The sequence below is a fragment of the Mycobacterium paraense genome (assembly GCF_002101815.1).
Lineage (GTDB): Bacteria > Actinomycetota > Actinomycetes > Mycobacteriales > Mycobacteriaceae > Mycobacterium > Mycobacterium paraense.
In genome coordinates, this window is the sequence record NZ_LQPM01000051.1 from 115,737 (window position 1) to 137,452 (window position 21,716).

Annotated in this window: 5 protein-coding genes and 1 pseudogene; 4 read left to right on the forward strand and 2 right to left on the reverse strand. The window is 66.7% G+C overall.

Annotation, left to right across the window (positions count from 1 at the left end; all coding sequences use genetic code 11):
• Positions 1-209: 209 nt before the first annotated feature.
• The gene (locus tag AWB89_RS26770; protein WP_158089857.1) at positions 210-971 is read left to right on the forward strand and encodes a sensor domain-containing protein; all 762 of its coding nucleotides are present in this window, start codon (positions 210-212) and stop codon (positions 969-971) included.
• Here AWB89_RS26770 and AWB89_RS26775 read toward each other — a convergent pair.
• Complete coding sequence (locus AWB89_RS26775; protein ID WP_241520622.1) at positions 962-4,135, reverse strand: adenylate/guanylate cyclase domain-containing protein; 3,174 nt, start codon at positions 4,133-4,135, stop codon at positions 962-964. The genes AWB89_RS26770 and AWB89_RS26775 overlap by 10 nt on opposite strands.
• Positions 4,136-4,380: 245 nt before the next feature.
• Here AWB89_RS26775 and AWB89_RS28410 point away from each other — a divergent pair.
• Together AWB89_RS28410 and AWB89_RS26785 are read left to right on the forward strand one after the other, a co-directional pair.
• Positions 4,381-4,779, forward strand: a pseudogene (locus AWB89_RS28410) (PE family protein); the annotation flags it as partial.
• Positions 4,780-5,538: 759 nt separating this feature from the next.
• On the forward strand, positions 5,539-17,955 hold the full coding sequence (locus AWB89_RS26785) for a BTAD domain-containing putative transcriptional regulator (RefSeq protein WP_263992430.1): 12,417 nt from the start codon (positions 5,539-5,541) through the stop codon (positions 17,953-17,955).
• Between the two features lie 25 nt (positions 17,956-17,980).
• Here AWB89_RS26785 and AWB89_RS26790 read toward each other — a convergent pair whose 3' ends face one another.
• The gene (locus tag AWB89_RS26790; protein ID WP_085177820.1) at positions 17,981-19,396 is read right to left on the reverse strand and encodes a PE family protein; all 1,416 of its coding nucleotides are present in this window, start codon (positions 19,394-19,396) and stop codon (positions 17,981-17,983) included.
• Positions 19,397-20,370: 974 nt separating this feature from the next.
• Here AWB89_RS26790 and AWB89_RS26795 point away from each other — a divergent pair.
• Positions 20,371-21,716, forward strand: a 1,346-nt coding sequence (locus AWB89_RS26795) for a PE family protein (RefSeq protein ID WP_142282665.1), incomplete at its 3' end; no start/stop codon positions are given.

The window sequence follows — 21,716 nt, forward strand, 5'->3', positions numbered from 1 at the left end:
GACCTAGCGTCATAACCGGGGTTAGAAAGCCCTATGAGAACAGCCGCCCGTCGACGCCTCGCCGCACGACATGCCGACAATGTGCTTGCGCACCCAACCCGCTGCGGGGCGTTAACTTCAAGGCATTAGCTGGGCTCGAAGCCGACACGGCGAATACCGGCCGCGGTTGCGGTGTTGTGTCGGTTATGGCCCGGACAGGAGACCCCGAGATGACAGCACCGTCAGCGAACGCAGCCGGGTCCGTCGGCGCCGGACGACGGCGAGCCCTGGGCGGCGCGCGCTACGTCATCCTCGCGACAACGGCCCTGTGCCTGCTGCTGAGCGGTTGCACCGTCTCGGCCACCGGACGCCCGGTGGCGGCCCCTAACCTGGGGCACTGGCAGCCCCCGCGGATTCTCAACGCGCGCCTGGACAACCTGCTGTTGACCGCCGGTGACGTCGACGCCGTGGGGCAGACCACGAATATGGCTTTGCGCAGACCGATTTCGGAGATGTCGCACAGCGAGGACCAGGTCTCGGACCGCAACTGCCTGGACGCCTATTCGCCGGTCGAGGCCGCCGTCTACCGGGACAGAGGCTGGGTCGCGCTGGAGGGACAGTTCCTCGATAACGCCCGCGCGGCCGCCCAGCGGAAGCACGCCCTGCTGCAGGCTGTGGTCAGGTTCGACGACGCCGAGCAGGCCCAGCAATTCTTCGCCCAGGCCAAACCGCGGTGGGCCGGCTGCGCCAACCGGCCGCTCACCTTCAGCCAGCCCGGCGACCCGTCTGTGAAGTGGACGTTCGGCGAGCTGGCAGCGACCGGCACCTCGCTGAGCCTGGTGCAGACCCTCGACGGCGGCCACGGCTTCGCCTGCCAACGCGCGCTGGGAGTGCGGAACAACATCATCATCGACACGCTGTGGTGTGGATTCGACACCGCCAATCAAGCCAGCGAAGTCGTCAGCAAAATCGCCGCCGCCGTTCAAGCGTGACCGGCCAGCTTCATGAGGGCCACCTGCAATTCGGGGCACCAGCTGTCGCCGGGCATTCGGTCGACGGCTTCGCGCAGCGTGGCACGCGCCGGCTCCCCGCGGGTGTCGAAATCGTCCATGGCGGCGCGTAATTCAAAGAGGACCGCGCCCTGACGTCGCGCGAGCTCGCGCGCTGCAGCAAGGTCCGCCCGTCGGTCTTCGGGTTCGTCAGCGGTGGCGGCGCGTAGCCGTAGCAGTTCGGCGTTGTAAAAGGTCATGTCGTCGTCGTCGGAACGTCGCAAATCGGCGTCGATCCGTTGGCGGGCTTCGTTCGGCCGTCCTACCGCGATCAGCAATTTGGCCAATGTGGCCTCATGACAGGTGATATAGAGGGCCAGGTTGCTTGCCCGCCACGCCTCGAGCATGGCGAACATCTCTTCGATGTGGCGCGGCAGTGGCGCCATGTCTTCTTGGCTGAGCGCCTTCAACGCATGGGCTTCGATCTGCTGTGTCAAGCCCCAAAGTCGAATCTGCTCGAACCCGCAGCGGCCGGCCTCTTCGGCGAAGGCGCCTGCGAGGAGCGCGGATCGATCGAAGTCGGCCGATTCCAGACAAATCCATGTTTCGAGTGATTTCCCGAACAGGTCGCTGTACGGGCCTTCGGGAAAGCCGAGCTCGCCCGCCCTGATTGCCGATCGATGAAGGTGGGCGGTGGCCTCAACCAATTGCCCTCGGAGGCAAGACACAACCGCGAGCTGCTGATGCGACGCCGCGATGGGGTCGTAGGGTATAACCCACATCGCGCTGATGTCGTGCGGTGTCAGACTCCCTGCGTCCGCGACCGCTTCATCGAAATAGTGCCGTGCAGAATCGAATTCGCCATGAAACGTACAGGCTATCCCCAGGGCGCAGTGGGCGGCCGGGCGGAACCACGGACGACCCTCGTCGGCGGCGGCCAGCAGTAATTCGGCGGCCTGCCGCGTGCGACGAATGTCGCCTTGGCCGCAGTAGTGCGCTGCCAGGCCACTGATTGCAGCAACCATCGCATCGCTGCGTAAGTCATTGCCACCCACGTGCATACACCGCTCGTAATCCTCCATCGCGGCGGGACTCGAACCGCCTTCCGCCGAGATGGCCAGCAGCGCCCGTTGCATTCGCAGACTCACCTCGCGGCCGTTGCATTCCGGGCCGGGCGGGCTCTGCTGCAGACCGCTGATCGCAGCGGTCAGGGCGCCGCGGGCCTCGTCGAGTGCGCCACGCGTGCGGGCCTTGGCCGCCGCCATCTCATACGCCGAAGCCGCCTCGACGAACGCATTGGCCTGCTCGTAGTGTCGAGCCACCAGCGGCCAATCCGGTTCCGCGCTTTCGGTCAGGACCCGACCCACGCGCTCGTGGAGGCGCCTGGCGACGCTTGGCGGTGCAAGTTCGTAGGCAAGTTCTCGCAGCAGCTCGTGCCTGAATCGCCAGTTGTCGATTTCCCAAGGCTCGAGGACTCGGGCATCGTCGAGTTCGTCGAGCACGTCATCGACGGTGTGCTCGTCGAGATCGACGATGGCGCCCAGGATTTCACGATCGACATGCCGGCCGATCACCGCGGCGGCTTGTACGACGGGCAGGACGTCGGCGCGGCCCCGGAATCGCGCAAACAGCGAATCGTAAAGGCCTTCAGGGACACCCGCTGCACCAAGGCCGATGACAACTTGCTCGACGAAAAAGGGCACGCCATCGCAGCGGCTACGGATGGCGGCCCGGTCGATCTCCGTGACCGTCGGGTTGATCGACAGAATCAGCTCATCGGTTTCTTCGTCGCTCAGCGGTTTCAAGTCGACCACTTTGGCCGGCCAGTCATCACGACACCAGTTGCCCGGTCGCCCGGTCGCGACCAGGAGCATCCGGGAGTCCGCTCCGGCCAGCAGGGCGCCGATGACTTGAAGCGTCGCTGCGTCGAACCAGTGCATGTCCTCGGCTATCACGAGCGCGGGCGCGTCACGGGTGCACGCCCTCACATACTGCGCGGCCGCCTCGTTGATCAGTTCGTATAGCCGTTGGCCCTCGGCGGGAACCGGCTCGTAACCCTGTTCGGCGGCGATGCCCAGGATGGGTGCGAGCAGCGGAACCGCCGTGACGGGTTCCAGGCCGACGGCGGCCGTCTCCGCCTCCAACAGCACCAAACGCTCCGACGGGCGAGTGTCGCGCGAGATGCCACAGCGCCGCTCCAGGAAGGTACGCACCGGGTGCAGACCGACATCGCTGTGCAGCGCCGATCCCGTCAGCTCGAGGACGGGAGCGCCTGAGGCTTCAGCGTGCTCGGCGGCGGCTGTGGCAAGGCGGCTCTTGCCGATCCCGGGCTCGCCACGAAAAACCAATCCGGCGGTGGTCAGCGTTCCTGCGTGCGCGCGGGACCAGCTCTTAGCGATGCGCGCCAGTTCCCGCGAACGACCGACGAGCGGCACTCGACGCGCGGTGAATCGGTCCCGCTGTCGCTCGCCGATCACTCGGTAGTGGGCCACCAACTCGTCAAAGCCCTTCACGGCTGCGGGGGGACGAGCCTGCAACTCGAAGTCGTTGCGTGCCAGGGCAGCCACCGCCTCGGACACCACCACTGTTCCCGGGGGAGCCAAACTCTCGACTCGTGCCGCGAGGTTGACCGCAGGCCCATCGACGTCATCCCGAACTGTGTCCAGGTACACCAAACCGCGATGAATACCGACGCGCACTGCGACGCCGACGCCGAATTGTTTCCGGGCTCGCTCCCCTAACCGTTCCACTTCGCGCGCGATCTCCAACCCGGCCAACAATGCTCGGCGAAGATCGTCTTCGTGCGCAACTGGGTGACCGAAGATCGCAAGCAGGCCGTCACCTTTCGTCGACGCCACGTGGCCCCCATAGCCGTCCACAACGCGCATCACCAGTTCGCGATATCGCGCCACCAGCGCGTGATAGGTCTCGAGTTCGACCCGGGTCGACAGCCGGCTCGAGTCGACGAGGTCAGCAAAGAGAATCGTCAAACGCCGAAACTCGCCAGATTCACCGGTGACTGCCAGCAGGTCCTCTGCGTCGGAGTTACCGCGATCGGTGGTCAGAACCTGCTCCGCCAGCGACGCGGCCGTGTCACGATCGCCACGGTTGATCGCGGCGACGGCACGGTCGAGCAATTCGTCGACCCGATCTCGACCGTCACCCACGTCGATATCCTGGCATCGGCCCCGTCCCGACGCCGAATATCCGGCAAACCCGCCGTGCGTGTCTCTACCCGTCCGGCCTCCGCACCAACACGGCCAGCACCGGTATCCAGAGGATGAGGAATCCGACCATTACGACGACGCCGTGGCGGCGCGCCAAGAAAGCCGCCGTGCGTCAACGGCTTTTGGGCGCCCGACACTCGTCGGAAACCGCCCGTGCCGTCGCGAGCCACGCATACGCTTCACGCGTGTCGCTTCTGGTAGTGGAACCCGAGTGGTTGACCTCGGCCGCCGCGGACATCGAGAGCATCGGTTCGTCGGTGACCGCGGCGCATCTGGCGGCCGCTTCCCCGACTGGCGGGATCGCGGCCGCCGCCGCCGACGAGGTATCGCATGCGGTCGCCGCGCTCTTCGCCTCCTACGGCCGGGATTACCAAGCGCTCAGCACCCGGGCCAGCGCATTCGGCCGGCAATTTGCGCGGGCCCTGAACTCGGCCGCGGGCTCGTATGCGGCCGCGGATGCGACGAGCGCCGTGCTGTTGCAGCCCCTGCAGCAGAATCTGCTGGACGCGGCTAACGCGGCCAGCGAGGCGGTCATCGGACGTCCGTTGGTCGGCACCGGAAGTGCCGTCGGGACGGGCGTGGCGGACGCGGCAATCTACGACGCCAACCTGCTCATCCAGCGCGAGTTCGGCATCTACAACTTCAACGACTGGCGCGGCTGGGCAGCCTTTTTGCTCGACTACACCTGGGGATTCCCGGGCACGGCGCTGGGCTACGGCGTGCAAGTCGTCAATGCGTTCTATCCCAATTCCAACTACGACCCCGCGCTCAGCGCGCTGGCCGGCTCGCACGTCTACCGCGGCGGCATCGGCCTGCCGGGCTTCGCCACCACCATGGGCAACGTCACCACCCACCTCGGTACCGGCCCGGGCGCCACCGACGTCATGCTCAATCACGAAGAGGTACACGTCTGGCAGAACCGGCTCTTCGGCCCGCTCTTCTCCACCAGTTACGCGGGCTGGCTGGTCGGTGGCTACGTCGTCGGCACGGGCTACTGGTTGCTCCACCCGAACGAGGACTGGTTCAGCCTGGTCGAGACCGCCGCGTACTACGACAACCCGTGGGAAGTGTGGGCCTACGCCAACGACAACAACTGGCCGCCGACGGGCGCGAACCCCGCGCTGCTGTGGCCGGCGTGGACGGACCCGGTGCTGCTTTATCCGGCCCGGGCCGACCTGCTGGCGCCGTTCATGTAAGACGCGTTGTTGCTGACGGGGCGGTGGCCGCGACCGGATCCCAGCCGGTGGTCACGCAGAATTGCAGGCTAGGGCAGCTTTTACTAAACCTTGACCGGTTGTTGAATCCGCTCCCCCACGATTGCGGACGTGACTACGCTGCACATGGTGGAACTCGAGGTTTTGGGGCCTCTTCAAGTCCGGCAGGTTGGCCTGCCGGTCGCGATTCCGGGCGCCAAGCCCCGCGCGATCCTCACGATGCTCGGGCTGCACGACGGTTCGGTGGTGTCGTCCGACTCACTCGTCGAGCTGCTCTGGGGTGACGATCCGCCGCGCACCGCGGCCAAGGCCCTGCAGACCCACATCTCTTTGCTGCGTCGCACCCTGGGCGAAGGCTTCGTTTTGACGCAGGGGGCCGGCTGGACCCTGGCCGAGACCGAAGTCGACGCCGCGCGCTACCTAACGGCCGCACGGTTGGGTCGCGACGCCGCCGCCGCCGGCGACGACAGCCGGGCGGTGGTCTGCTTCGACGAGGCGCTCGCACTGTGGCGCGGGATCCCCGAGCTGCCCGACGGCCGGCGCGGCACGCCGGAGAAGACACGGTGGATCGAGGCCCATGCCGCGTTGGTGGAGGATCGGGCCGATGCGCTGCTCGCGACGGACCGCGCCGCCGAGATCGTCGGCGAGCTCGAGGCCGCGGTGGCCGATGCGCCGCTGCGCGAACGGCGTTGGGGCCAGCTGATGCTCGCCCTGTACCGGGCGGGCAGGCAGGGTGAGGCTCTCGGCGCCTACCAACGGGCGCGCGCGTTGCTCGCCGACGAACTGGGCGTCGACCCCGGACCGAATCTTCGGCGGCTCGAGGCTCTGATCGTCGCCCAGGACGCCGCATTGGAAGTCCCTTCGACGCAACGGGTTTCGTCGGTCACCCGCGCCGTGACCTTCCTGCTCACCGACATCGAAGGGTCGACGGCGGCGTGGGAGGCGGACGCCGGCGCCATGGCGGTGGCGCTCGCCCGCCACGACGAGCTCGTCGAGCAGATCGTCACCTCACGCGGGGGGCGGCTGATCAAGACCCGCGGCGAAGGCGACGCCACGTTCTCGGTCTTCGACCGGCCGTCCGCGGCCGCTGCGGCGGCGATAGAGCTGCAAGACGCGATTGCCCATGAGCCGTGGGCACTTTCGGACCCGATGCGCGTCCGTGTGGCGCTGCACACCGGGGAGGCCGAACTTCGCGACGGCGACTACTTCGGGCGGGCGGTCAACCGCGCCGCGCGCCTGCGGTCCCTGGCCGTGGGCGGCCAGATCCTGTGCTCGGGTGCGACCGCCGAACTGGTCATCGACTCACTGCCGGACCACATTGTGCTCGCCGACCTGGGACGGCGCGAGCTGCGCAACCTCGCCCGCCCGGAGCACGTCTTCGAGCTCCGACTGGCAACCGCCGGGGACCAGCCGCAGCCCGCCTCCCCCGAAGTGCCCATGGAACGCCCGGCCCTGCCCGCCGTGCTGGCCGGACCCGGCCCGTTCGTCGGACGCGGGACCGAGTTGCAGCGGCTCTTTTCCGCGTGGCAGACCGCGCTGGCCGGTGCCACCAACGCCGTGCTGATCGCCGGCGAACCCGGCGTCGGCAAGACCCGTCTGTCCGGTGAATGGTCCCGACAGGCGTACGACCAAGGCGCCCTTGTAATTTACGGCCGCTGCGACGAGGACCTCGGTGCGCCGTACCAGCCGTTCGCGGAAGCGCTGCGTGCGCTGCTGCCCTGCCTCGGCGCCGGTGGGCTCCGCGGGCTGCGCGGCGTGGAGGCGCTGCTCGCCCTGGTCCCCGGGCTGACCGACATCCTGCCCGATCTGGCCGCCCCAACCCGCGCCGACCCGGACACCGAACGCTATGCGCTGTTCGACGCCGTCGTTGCGGTCCTGGGAGTCGCCTCGGCAAGCGCGCCCGTCGTGCTGATCCTCGACGACCTGCACTGGGCCGCCAAGCCGACGCTGCTGTTGCTTCGGCACCTGTTGCGCTTCGGCGAGCAGGCGCGGGTGCAGATCATCGGCACCTACCGCAGCACCGATCTGGACCGCTCCCATCCGCTCGCGGCGATGCTCGCCGACCTGCACCGTGACGGCAGCGCTAATCGAATACAGCTCAGCGGTTTAGACGAGGACGACGTGACCGCTTACGTGGCCGAGGCGGGTTACCACGATGAAGAGCTGGCCCGCGCGTTGGCGTCGGTCACGGGCGGCAACCCGTTCTTCCTCATCGAGGCGCTGCGGCACGTCGACGAGAGCGGCGGCCGCTGGGACCAGAGCACCTTGCCGCAGGGCGTCCGCGAGGCCGTAAGCCGCCGCCTCACAAGGCTTTTGCCCGAGACGAACAAGGCGCTGGCCGCGGCCGCCGTGGTCGGCAGCCGGTTCGACCTGGAACTGGTCGAGCGTGTGGTCGGCGACGACCTGGTCGACGCATTCGACGAGGCGTGCAAGGCCGGAATCGTCATCGAGGAACCCGGCGGTCGCTACCGGTTCAACCACGCCCTGGTTCGACAGTCGCTGCTGGCCGAGCTGCCGTCGGTGCGGCGCATGCGGCTGCACCAGCGCATCGCGGCCACGCTGGAGAGCCAGCCCGGCGCCGACGACGAGCTACTGGCCGAGCTGGCGCATCACTACTTCGAATGCGCGTGGGCGGGAAATGCGGCCAAGGCCGTCGAGTACTGCCGGCGCGCCGCCGACCAGGCGATGGCGCGCCTCGCCTATGAAGGTGCGGCCGACCTCTACGACCACGCACTGCACGCGCTGGAGGAGATCGACGACGAGCTGCCCGACCGCGACGATCAGACCGCCGAGCTGCTGGTGGCACGGTGCGAGGCCCTGCTCGCAGCGGGTGACGTGGCCTCGGCCGCCGGCGCGGTCTCGCAATTGCAGGGAACGACGGTCGATTCGGCCCGGCTGGCGGCCTGGGCGACGTGCTTCGACGGACAGCTGTCAATGCTGATCCATCCCGAGCGGCTGGACGAGATCCAAGCCGCGCTGAGCGCGGCCGCCGGGAAGCTGGCCGAATTGGACGATGCGGCAGGCGAAGCCAAGGCCCACACCGTTCGGGCGGGATGCCTGGCCCGCCTCGGGCGCATCGGCGACTGCGAGGTCGCGCTGGACGACGCCCTGACCGCGGCGCGGCGCGCGCGGGAACACCGCCGCGTGAACAACGTGCTTGCCAACGCTCCCCTCGCGGCCCTGTGGGGACCGAATCCGGTTCCGCGCGCGGGCGGACGGTGCCTGGATGTGGTGCGGCTCCTGCGAATAACGACCGACTCCCCCGCCGTGGAGGCGACGTCGACGCGGTGCCAGGCCGTGCTGGAGGCGTTCCGCGGCCGGGCGGCGGCGGCCCGCCGGATGATCGACTCGGCCCGGCGCACGGTCACCGAGCTCGGTCTGCGCCATGCCCTGCTCGAGGTCGAGCAGTTCGCCGGCATCGTCGAGCTGGTCGTGGACGACCCCGCCGCGGCTGAGGGGCATCTCCTGAAGGCCTACACCGGCTTTCGCCGCATGGGCCTCGACGCGGACACCGCGGAGACCGCGGCGCTGCTGGGTCGGGCGTATCTGGCGCTCGACCGAGACGCCGAGGCCGACGAATTATGTTCCGAAAGTGAGCGTCTCGCCGGGCACGCGCTGAAGCCGTCGATCGCCTGGCGCACGCTGCGGGCGCAGCTGCTGGCGCGTGCGGGCGACCACGGCGAGGCGCGCCGCGTCGCCGAGGCCGCGGTCAGCTTGGCCGAGCGCACGGACGCGTTGGTTGATCACGGCGATGCGTGCCTGACACTGGCGAGGGTTTTGGGCGCCGCCGGCGATGTCGCCGGTGCGCGTGCCGCGGCCGAGCGGGCGGCGGATCTCTACGAGCGGAAAGGCGCTGCGGCGCTTGCCGAGAGGGCACGCGGCATTCTTGGTGAACGCGATCAGCCGGTGGCCGAGGCTCCACCCGAAGCCCCGAACGTCGAGTTGGATAACGCGGCCGCGCTAGTGGGCGAACGTGTGATGGCCGCTATTCATCGGGAAGCGTGGGACGAGGTCGAGCAGCTGTTCGCGCCCGATATCTCGATCGACAGTCGCCGGAAGGTGGTCGGACTGACACTCTCCTCGGAAGCGGTACTACGTGAGATGAGGCGCGAACTCGAGCTGGGCACCGTGCGGATCAACCATGTCATGGTCGCCGCTCGAGGCGACCGGCTAGCTCTCTCGCGGCTAATGACGAGCAGTCCCGACGGGGGCATCGGAGCGCCACAAGACGAGCTTCTTCAGCTGTACGCCATCAACGATGAGGGGCGAGTCGCGTGGCAGGTGTGGTTCGACGTCGAAGACCTCGACGCCGCGCTCGCCGAACTCGATGCCCGCTACGCCGCCGGCGAAGCGCCCGCCGAAGAACTCGACAACGCGTGCGTACGGGCGGGCGAGCGCATGATCGCTGCGCTTGATCGCCGAGCGCTGGACGAAATCGAGCACCTGTATTCGCCCCACGCACTTATCGAGAGTCGCCGGAAGATAGTCGGATTCACGCAGACCGACTTGCCATCGGACTTCGCGCGAGCGAACAGGCCCATTTTCGAAGCAGGCCTGCGGGTTAACCAAGCGGTGATTGCCGTCCGAGGCGGGCGGCTGGCTCTCTCGCGAATGAGGGTGCAGAGCGCCGACGCAAGCCCCGGGGGGCCGTACGACGAGTTTCTCAGCCTATACGGCATCGACGAGGAAGGTCGATTCTCGCTGCAGGTGTGGTTCGACGTCGAAGACCTCGACGCCGCGCTCGCCGAACTCGATGCGGCCCACGCTCGATTCGAGGACCCGCACCCGCCCGCGCATCGGGTGGAGAACGCGGCAGCGCGCGTATTCGAACACGTCTGGTCACACTTCGCTGCGCACGACTGGGACGCATTGGCCGACACCGTGGCCGACAACTATGTCGGCGTCGATCATCGACGGGTCGTGAGTGCCGAGACTCAATATGGTCGAGGTGAGGTCGTAAGAGACCTGCAGGCGGCGGCCGGCGTCGGCTTCACGATATCGATGTTGAGCGCCATGGCGATCCGCGGCGAGCGTCTCGTCCTCGCGCGTGTTCGTGCCTCCGGCCGCGACCCCGAAGCGATTCAGAATGATGCCCTCAACGTCGTCGAGATCGATGGCGACGAGCGGATTGCGCACGTCGTCACGTTCGACCTCGACGCCTTCGATGCCGCGATCACCGAGCTCGATGCCCGCTACGCCGCCGGCGAAGCGGCCGAATACTCCCGAACCTGGACGGTAATCTCGGGTGCCTTAGCCGCCCACAATCGGCGCGAAATTGCGGCGGCGACGCAAAATCTGGTGACCATCGACCACCGCCGCGTGGCGGCATTCGCGCCTGGCGAAGGTGTCGACTACATCCGTGCCGGATGGGATCTCGACCAGAAGCTCGACGTCTATATCGAGAGCGTGCATCGGTTGAGCCAGCTCGGGGCGGTCTTCACCTGGGCAGGAAATGGAGGCTCGTACGAGGGCTTCGTTGCCGAGTGGCGGGGCACCGACCTGATGACGGTCAACGGTGAAATGCTCAGCCGAGTAGAAGTATTCGAGGAGGCGGACATCGACGCCGCCCTCGCGAGGTTTGACCAACTGAGCCTCCCTGCACGACGGCCAGAGAACGCGGCCTCGCGCGCGTTCGAGCGCATGCAAGCGTGCTTCACCGCCGGCGACTGGGATGCCTTGGCCGACACGCTGGTTCACGACTTTCACAACGAAGATCGCCGTCGAGTGGTGAATGCAGGCATCCTGCGCGGCCGAGGCGCTGCGGTCGAAACGATGCGGCAGGCCGCCGAGCTCGGGATCACGCACGCGACCTCAACCGTCATCGCCACCCGCGGGCAGCGCCTCGTTCTCGCCCATGCGCGATTCTCTCAGGGCGACGAGTACACCGAGACATTCCAGGCCGACGCACTTCAGGTAGCCGAGATCGGCCCCGACGAGCACCTCACGGCGAGCATCCTGTTCGACGCGGATGACATGGGCAGCGCCATGGCAGAGCTCGACGCACGCTATCTCGCCGGTGAAGCCGCCGCGTATTCGCGCACGTGGTCTGCCATTACGCAGGCCTACGCCGCTCTTAACCGACGGGAGCTGCCTCCGACGACACCGGATTGGGTAAACATCGACCACCGCCGAGGAACATCGTTTGCGTCTGGTGAAATGCCCGCATTACTCGATGCCGCGTGGAACCTCACTACTCACCTCAGCCACACCATCCTGGCAGTGCATCGGCTGAATGATCTTGGCGCAGTGCTCACCAACGCGTCGCGTGAGACATCACAGGAAGGCTTCGATGCCGAATGGCGGGTGATCACCGTCGGAACGGTTGAAGGCGACGTGCTCAACCGCTGTGAGATATTCGACGAGGACGACCTCGACGCCGCAATCGTCCACTTCGAGGAACTCAGCCGGCCGACCCACCGGCTGGAAAACCCGGCAAGCCGAGTGACCGAACGCTTGCTAACGTGTTTTGAAGCCCGGGACTGGGACGCGTTTGCCGCAGCTCTGTCCGGCAACATTTCGACCGAGGATCGTCGTCATGTGGTGAACGCCGGCATCCGGCAGGACCGTGATGCTGAGCTCAGAGATTTCCGGTTGGCCGCCGATCTCGGGGTCACGGACGCGACGTCCGAGGTTGTTGCTACCCGCGGGGAGCGCGTCGTCCTGACAAGATTGCGACTATCGCGCAGCGATGAGAAACCGGATGCGTTCCGCGTCGATCTCTTATGGCTCGTCGAGATCGACGCCGACCGTAGGGTCGCGGCCTGGGCCACATTCGACACTGACGATTTCGCAGCCGCCGTCGCGGAGCTCGACGCGCGCTACCTGGCCGGCGAAGCGGCCGCTCATGCGCACACATGGTCTTTTGTCACCAGCGCCTACGCCGCGTTTGATCGGCGCAAGGTGCCCGCGAGGACACCAGACTGCGTGTACACCGACCATCGACGCGTAGTCAGGATTGAGGATGGTGGTCTTGGCGCCTCCCTTCGTGCCTTGTGGGAGCAACTAACACCGCAAGCTTTCATCTACATCGAAAGCGTGCATCGGCTGACTGATTTGGGAGCGGTCGTCACCCACACAGCGCATGCGACTTCCCGCGAGGGCTTCGATGCTGAGTGGCGAGAGGTCAACCTGTTGACGGCCGAGGGTGACTTGGTTAACCGCTGCGAGCTATTCGACGAGGCAGACATCGACGCCGCCCTCGCACGGTTGGACGAATTGAGCTCACAGACAAGGCGGTTGGAGAACGCGGCCAGCCAAGCCGGCGAGCGCTTCCTGGGACAATTCGCAGCGGGTAACTGGGACGCCATGCCGCAGATACTGGCCGACAACTTCACCAACGACGACCGACGTCGGGTAGTAGGGGTAGGACTCCGAACTGGTCGAGACGCACAGATCGCGGACATGCGGACGATCGCCGACCTATTCAGCACCAAAGTGACGCTGACCCCGATCGCGACCCGAGGGCCGCGCCTTGCACTCGTGCGTCTCCGCTTCTCCGCTCACGATCACGATTCTGAGGCTTTTGTTCTCGAAGCGGCCGGCGTGCTCGAGGTTGACGCCGACGAGCGAATCGTCGCAGTCGTCTTCTTCGACGTCGACAACATTGAAGCCGCGTTGAAGGAGCTCGACGCGCGCTACCTCGCCGGCGACGCAGCCGCGCACTCACACGCATGGTCCATCATTGCGAGTAGTTACACCGCGCTCAATCAACATGAGCTGCCACCGACCACACCCGACTGTGTGAACATCGACCACCGACGCGAGACGGCGTTCGGCCCCGGCGACGTGACCGAATACATCCGTGCCGGATGGGATCTCGATCAGGACATCCATGTCTACGTCGAGCGAGTGCATGCGCTGGCCAGCTACGGAGCGGTCATCACTTACGCGGCCAATGAGACAGCCCATGGGGGCTTCGCCGCCGAGTGGCGCGGACTCGCCGTGTTGACGGTCGATGGCGATCTGGTCAATCGGGTCGAGGTCTTCGACGATGCCGATGTTGCCCCCGCGATCGCTCGCTTCGAACAGCTCAGCCGCCCGACACCGCGACTGGAGAACGCCGCAAGCCAAGCGTACGAACGCTTCCGGACGTGCTTCGCCGCACGCGACTGGGCCGCTATGGCGGAAGTACTGACCGCCGATACGTCTGTCGACGACCATCGACGGGTCGTCAACGCTGAAATGCGGCGCGGGAGGGATGTTGAATTAGCGAACATGCGGGCCTTCGCCGAAATTGGGGCGAAGACGAGCAATGCGACAGTCATCGCGACTCGGGGTGAACGCCTTGTCCTGTGCCGGACGTCTATCTCGAGCGAAGACCAACAAGCAGGCGGATTCCTCATCGATATGCTCATTGTCGTCGAATCCTCGGCCGACAAGCGGATTCTGGCACGCGTCGCATACGACCCCGACGACATTGACGCCGCGTTCGCAGAGCTCGACGCCCGATACCTGGCCGGCGAAGCCGCCGCCCAGGCACAAACGTGGTCAGTCGTCGCGGGTGCGTATGCCGCGATGAACCGGCACGAGCTGTTCGCAACGACGTCGGATTGGGTAAACCGCGACCACCGGCGACCCGGGATAATCGAGGATGGCGACCTCAACGCATCCCTTCGTTCGCTGTGGGAGCTGATACCAGACATCACCTTCCGCATCGAGGCCGTGCATCGCTTAACCGACCTTGGCGTTGTCTGCAGCCATGTGGCGCACGGAGTTTCACGTGACGGGTTCGACGCGGAATGGCGAGGAATCGAAGTTATCACAACCGAGGGCCATCTGATCAACCGCTGTGAGATCTTCGACGCGGCGGACCTCGAAGCCGCAATCGCCCACTTCGACGAACTGCAACCACCGCCACGGCGGTTCGAAAACGCGGCGAGCAAAGTGGCCGAGCAATTCTCGGCGCATTTCGCGGTCCGCAATTGGGACGCTATGGAGGGATTACTCGCCGCTGACGTGTGCACATACGATCGTCGACGGGTCGTCAACGACGGTATCCGACGCGGTCGAGATGTCGAGATGGCGAACTGGCGGGCCACTGCCGACGTCTGGCTCGGGCAAGTAACAGCCACGATAATCGCCACCCGTGGAAAGTATCTCGCACTCCTCGGTTTGATCTTTACGGGACAAGGCGAGCCAGATGACCCGTTCTCGGCCGAGGCGCTCGCCGTCATCGAGATCAACGGCGACGGGCGAATCGCGACCTGCGTCGTGTTCGACACCGATGACACCGACGCCGCCTTCGAGGAACTCGACGCCCGATACCTCGCCGGTGAAGCCGCGCCGTACGCGCGGGCGTGGCAGACCACCTTGGACATCGAGCGCGAACTCAATCGCCACGAGTCGGGTCCAATGATCAAACGACTGGCGTATGCCGATCATCGGCGGGTCCCGTTCGCAGACGGTGACTTCAGGCGCGGCCTCGAAGAGCTGTGGCTCCTTGTTCCTGATGCGCGCTATCGGGTACAGGCAGTACACGCTCTGGATGTCCACGGCATCGTTGCCAGCCACATAATCGAAGGTACCGACGCGCACGGAAATGAATTGCAGTGGGTCCGTGTGTTTTTCCTTGCTTCCGAGGGGCCGCGACTGGAGATCTACGAAGAGGATGACCTTGAGGCCGCGCTCGCACGGTTTGAGGAACTGCGCCCGCAGCCGCGGCGACTGGAAAACATGGCAATCCAGGCCGACCGCCGCTTCTGGGCCTGCTTCGCCGCTCGCGATTGGGACGCGATGGCAGAGCTACTCGCCGATGACGTTCGCACCGACGACCGTCGCCGGGTCGTCAACGCCGGCGTCAGGCACGGTCGGGATAACCACGTCGCGGAAATGCGAGCCGTCGCCGAAATGAGCGATCAGAACGTCGAGTCAACCGTCATCGCCATCCGCGGCGAGCGCCTCGCCCTCACTCATGTTGGCGTGGTAACCCACGGCGTGCGGCCCGAAGAAGTTACCGCCGATGTGCTCAACATAGTTGAGATTGGAGCGGGCAATCGGATTGTGGCGCGGATCGGGTTCGACATCGACGACGTCGACGCCGCGTTCGAAGAACTCGACGCCCGCTATCTCGCCGGTGAAGCAGCTGCTTGCTCACAAACCTGGACGGCCATGATGCAGGTTCAAACCGTTTACAACCGACATGCACTTCCGCCGACGACGAAGGACTTGGTCAACATCGATCATCGCCGAGGCAGAGCGTTCTCGCCCGACGACGCGATCCCCTTTCTGCGTGCCAGCTATGACGTCGTCCCAAACCTCAAGGGTCACATCGAAGCCGTGCATCGGCTGAGTGACTTTGGGGCGGTGGTCACAGAGGTAATGACTGGGACCTCACACGAGGGCTTCGATGCCGAGTGGCGCGAGATCGGCCTTTTCGCATTTGACGGCGAGCTGGTCTGCCGATTCGAGCTTTTCGACGAGACGGACCTCGACGCCGCACTCGCCAGCTTCGACGAATTGCAGACACCGGACCGGCGACCTGAAAATGCCGCAAGCCGCCTGACCGAGAGATTTTTCGCGTATGCGGAGTCCCACCAGTGGGGCGCGATGGCCGAGATCGTGGCGGAGGATAGCTTCTTCGCCGATCGCCGCCGCGTGGTGAATTTCGGGATATGGCGCGGTCGCGGCGCCGTGAGCACAAACATGCGAGTCCTTGACGAGGTTGAGGCGAGCATGTCGCTGACCGTCATCGCGACCCGGGGCGAGCGCCTCGCACTCACCCATGTCCATTCCTTGAATCGCGATCTGCGGCACGGCGAGTTCGATGTCGAGCTGCTCAGCATCGTCCAGGCCGACGCCGACACCAGGATCGCGACGCTAATAACGTTCGATTGCAACGACATCGACGCTGCATCCGCGGAACTCGACGCTCGCTACCTCGCCGGCGAGGCGGCCGCCCACGCGCATACGTGGTCGACCATCGCGGGCGCCTACGCGGCAATGAACAGGCACGAGGTTCCCGCCGTGACGCCCGACTGGGTGAATATAGACCACCGTCGCGGTGCATTTTTCGCGCCCGGCGAGATGCCCGCGTACATTCGTGCCACGTTCGACGTCGCGCCCGACGTCACCTGTTGGATCGAAAGCGTGCATCGGCTGAGTCACCGCGGCGCGGTCATTATTCATGCGGCGCACGGGACTTCGCAACAGGGCTTCGGGGCCGAATGGCGGTACGCCGCAGCAGTGACGGTCGAAGGCGACAAGGTCAATCGCTGCGAGCTATTCGACGAGGCGGACCTCGACGCCGCGCTCGCGAGATTCGATGAGCTTGATCGGCCGCCGCTTCTCGAGAACGCCGCGACGCGAAGCTGGGTGCAGATAGTTGACATGTTCAACCGCCGCGACTTGGACAGTCTTCTCGCCTCCATGAGCCCGAACGGGCGGTATGAGCATAGGAGAAAGGGCATGCGCGATCTCCTCGAGGGACCGGCACGGCAGAAGGCCGCGCGAGCCCTGTTCGAGACGGCGCCCGACAGCTGGCTATTGGAGGTCGAGCCCATCGCGATCAGGGGGTCAGGTGTAGCGCTGATCCGCGAGCGTTTCCGCGACACCGATCCTGTCGATCGCCCGGTCGCCATCGAGCTGTTGTGCGTCGTTGATATCAGCGACGACGGCTCGAGGCGCGACACCGTGAGCTTCGACCCAGACGACATGGACGCCGCCTTCGCCGAACTCGACGCCCGGTACCTCGCAGGTGAAGCGGCCGCCCACGCGCAGACGTGGTCGGTCCTCATGCGAGCATTCGTTGCGCTGAATCGGCGTGAGGTTCCTGCGATTACGCCAGACTGGGTCAGGATCGACCATCGGTCACTCGCACCGTTCGAGGCTGGTGATTGGGCCACATTCCTCCATGCGACGTGGGACGTCACGCCGAATTTGACCACTTACATCGAGGCTGTGCATCGGCTGAGCGACCTAGGCGCGGTCGTCACCCATGCCTCGCATGGCACCTCGCAGGATGGCATGGATGCCGAGTGGCGGATAGTCGACATCTTCACTGTCGACGGCGAGCGCGTCAGTGGCGCAGAGTTATTCGACGAAGCGGACCTCGACGCAGCGCTCGCGCGCTTCGACGAGCTGAATCGGTCGGCCGTACGGCTTGAGAACGCCGCGACGCGAATCTGGTCGGGGCTGGCCGACGCGTTCAATCGCCGCGACTTGGATGGGTTTTTGGCCCTCACCACCACCGATTTGCGCTATGAAGACCGACGAAAAGGCCTGCGGGACGAATTCGAAGGCCCGGCAAGGCGAAAGAACATGCAGGCGATGTTCGACGCCGCGCCCAGCGGCTCCCGATTGACGGTTGAAACGATCGCAATCAGAGGCCAGCGCCTCTCGCTGACCCGCGCGCACTACCGCGACCCCGAAGATCCGGCTGCGCCGACCGTCGAGATGCTGCAGATCACGGAAGTCAGTCGGGAGGGCCTCCTGCAGACGTGCGTGAGCTTCGATCCCGACGACATGGACGGGGCGTTGGCGGAACTCACCGCTCGATGCGCGGATTCCGGAGAAGAGGCTGGGGACCCCAACGTCACCGAGGTACTCTGAATAGCCTGCCCTTCAACGGGTTACGTCAGCCCGGCAACCCGTTCGCCCCATTGGGACCGAAGAGGTAATACCCGCCAAAGCCGCCCTGTCCACCAACGCCCGGGACGGCCCCGACTCCGCCGTTACCACCGCCACCGCCGATGCCGAAGAGAAGTCCGCCGTAGCCGCCCTGGCTGCCGTTACCGCCGAAAGCCAAGCCGGGCGCGCCGAATCCGTTGCCGCCGTGGCCGCCGAGGCCGAACACCAGGCCGCCGAGACCGCCGAGCCCGCCGGTGCCGCCGTGGCCGCCGGCCTGGGCCGCCCCGCCGTCGCCGCCGGCTCCGCCGATGCCGAACAAGGAACCCCCGGCATAGATGCTGCCGGTGCCATCGCCGAACACGTAGCCGTTGTCGCCGCCATAGCCGCCGGGCCCGCCGGTGCCGCCGGGGGTCAGGGCGGTTCCGCCGGCCCCGCCGTGGCCGCCAAGGCCGAAGAGGAGGCCGCCGCCGCCCCAGCCGCCCTGGCCGCCCTGGCCGCCGATGTTGCCCGCGCCGACGGCCGCCCCGCCGGCGCCGCCGTCGGCCCCGGTGCCGATGAGGTTGAAGAGCGCACCACCGCTGCCGCCGTCGCCGCCGACGCCCGCGAGCCCGTTAGAGAAGTTGAGGCTGGACCCGCCGGCGCCGCCGGCGCCGCCCACGCCGTAAATCAGGGTGCTGCCGTTGCCGCCGGCGGCGCCCCAGCCGGCAACGAAGCCGTTGCCACCGGCCCCGCCGATGCCGCCGTTGCCGAGCAGGAACCCGCCGTTCCCGCCGAAGCCGCCGTCGCCGCCGACGCCGTTGATGCTGACACCGCCGGTCCCGCCGCCGCCGCCGTTGCCGAACAGTCCGACGGCATTGCCGCCGTTGCCGCCAAAGCCGGCCACTCCGGCGCCAATAGCGTTGCCACCCGTCCCGCCGCGGCCGCCGTTGCCGAACAAGAACCCGCCGCTGCCGCCGGTGCCGCCGTTCTGGCCGGGCCCGCCGGAACCGCCGGCACCGCCGTTGCCCCACAACAATCCGCCGTTCTGACCGTTGGCGCCCGTTCCGGGGGTTCCGTCGGCGCCGTTTCCGATCAGCGGCCTACCCAACAGCGCGTCGAACGGCGCATTGATGTCGTTCAGGAGCCCCTGCAAAGGATTGGCGTTGGCCGCCTCGGCGCTGGCATAGGAACCCGCACCGGCGGTCAGCAGCTCGACGAACCGCTGGTGAAACGCCGCCGCCTCGGCACTGATCGCCTGGTAGGCCTGCGCGTGCGCGCCGAACATCGTCGCGACGGCCGCTGAGACCTCGTCGGCGCCGGCGGCCACCACTGCCGTCGTCGGGGCCGCCGCCGCGGCGTTGGCCGCACTGATCGTCGAACCGACATTCGCCAGATCCGAGGCCGCCGCCGTCACGTACTCCGGGATCGCAACTACAAATGACATCCCGACCTCCGAACGACGTGGCGACCGCCCGACGGTCGCCGAATAGCGAAATCGTGTCGTCGTGCTCGCTCTACCGATCCCAAGTTTTCAGTCGGCATGCCAGCGATGGACCGAGCTAACACGCAGTCGATGAGGCGGCACTAGGCGGGCGATGAGTTCCAACTGTGAGCCGTCGCCCCAAAGGATGCTGCGTGCGCATTTCGATTGCGTCTAGACACGACGTCAGGTTTTTGGTGGAGCGGGGAACGCATTTCATCGGTATGAAAAAGTGGCTAAATCGCCAATTCTCACAGGTGCCGGGAAGCCGGCCGCGGCCTTCGACGGACGACATTCCCTCAGCGCGCGACGGTCGATAGAAACCCACTCGAACCACCACAACGTGAGGTTCGCGCCGACATAGCCTCGTATCCTCAACGTTTGCCCGAATTTGTTCATTATCGTCTCGCATTCACCGACCCTTTTCACATCGATGAATATCCTCCTGCGCTGCTCGCTATCCATCGTCGCCACACGTGGCCGCCGTCGCCGAGTGCGGGACGGCCGACGGCTAACTCACCACCAAACCGTGCCTCGGGTATTGAAATCTGGCCGTTGACAAGGAAACCACCGCCCCGGTAATCGCAGGTAATCCGTGCCGATGTCGCGTAATTCAACGGGCTGCGAGCGTGGATAAACCGGTCAGCATTTTCAGTCTTTAGGCACTTGGATTTCGCGCGTTGGATGAGTAGAGTGGCCTGCCCACAAATGTCATTAGCAAAACGCCCCGGCCCGTATCCGGGCCGCACATGCGCGACATTGGACGAATGCGATGCGGTTTAAAGCAGTTCGCTAGAGCCGCGAGCGCTCGAAAGTAAGGCCAATCGTTATTTTTTATTTAAGTGTGGCTTTTGTTGCCACGGTCGCGATACGCTCCTATGGTTTTTGCTTTTCCCCTTGGTCAAATTGACGATAGCCGAACTGTCGGGAGGTGCGGAATGTCGTTTGTGATCGCAATGCCGGAGATGGTGGAAACCACGGCAACAAGTCTGGCGGGTATCGGGTCCACGATCAGCGCGGCCAACGCGGTCGCGGCGACCCGCACCACGGCAGTGCTGGCCGCGGGCGCCGACGAGGTATCGGCCGTCATCGCGGGCGTCTTCGGCGCGCACGGCCAGGAATTTCAGGCACTCAGCGCCCAGGCGGCCGCGTTTCACCACCAGTTCGTCGAGGCACTCACGTCCGGGGCGGGCGCGTACGCCGCCACAGAGGCCGCCAACGCCTCGCCGCTGCAGATGCTGCAGCAGGACGTGCTCGGCGCGATCAACGCGCCCACCGAAATGCTGGTGGGGCGCCCACTGATCGGCAACGGCGCCGACGGGCAGACGATCAACGGCGTCGGGCAGCCCGGCAGGCCCGGCGGGCTCTTGTGGGGCAACGGCGGCAACGGCGGCAGCGGCACCAACCCGGGAGCACCCGGTGGTGCTGGTGGGCGCGCCGGCCTCATCGGCAATGGCGGCATGGGCGGACAAGGCGGTGCCGGCGGGCCCGGCGGTAACGGCGGCCGTGGCGGCTGGCTGTTCGGTGCCGGCGGCGCCGGCGGGGCGGGCGGGAACGCCACCGCCGTCGGGGGAACCGGCGGCGTCGGCGGTGCCGGGGGCAGCGCCTCATTGCTGGGCCACGGCGGAGCCGGCGGCGCGGGCGGCAGCGACGTCAACGGTTTTGGTGGTGACGGTGGCACCGGTGGCCGCGGTGGGCGGCTGGAGGGTTCTGGCGGCATGGGCGGGGCCGGCGGCACCGGCGAAAACGCCGGCGGCATAGGGGGTTCCGGCGGCAGGGCCTTCTCGCTCGGCCACGGCGGCGACGGTGGAGCCGGCGGGATCGCCACCGGCGCCAACGGCATCGGCGGGGCCGGCGGGCACGGCGGCACCGGCGGACGGCTGCACGGCAGCGGCGGCACCGGCGGGCTAGGCGGTGACGCCACCGGCAGTGGTGGGCATGGTGGCCGTGGCGGCGATGCGGGAACCGCCGGAGTATTCGGCAACGGCGGTCTCGGCGGCCAGGGCGGAACCGCATTCCTTGGCACCGGCGGGGACGGTGGCAGCTCCGGCAACAGCGGGATCATCGGTGACGGCGGCACCGGCGGCAACGGCGGGGCCGGCTTGATCGGCGGCCGCGGCGGCGACGGCGGCAACGTCAAGATGCTGGGCGGCGGCGGCGCCGGCGGCACGGGTGGTGCGGGCAGCGGCGCCGCGGGGGTCGGTGGCGCCGGCGGCAAGGGCGGCGGCACCGGGATATTCGCCAACGGCGGCGCTGGCGGGGCGGGCGGCGCCGGCTCCGGCAC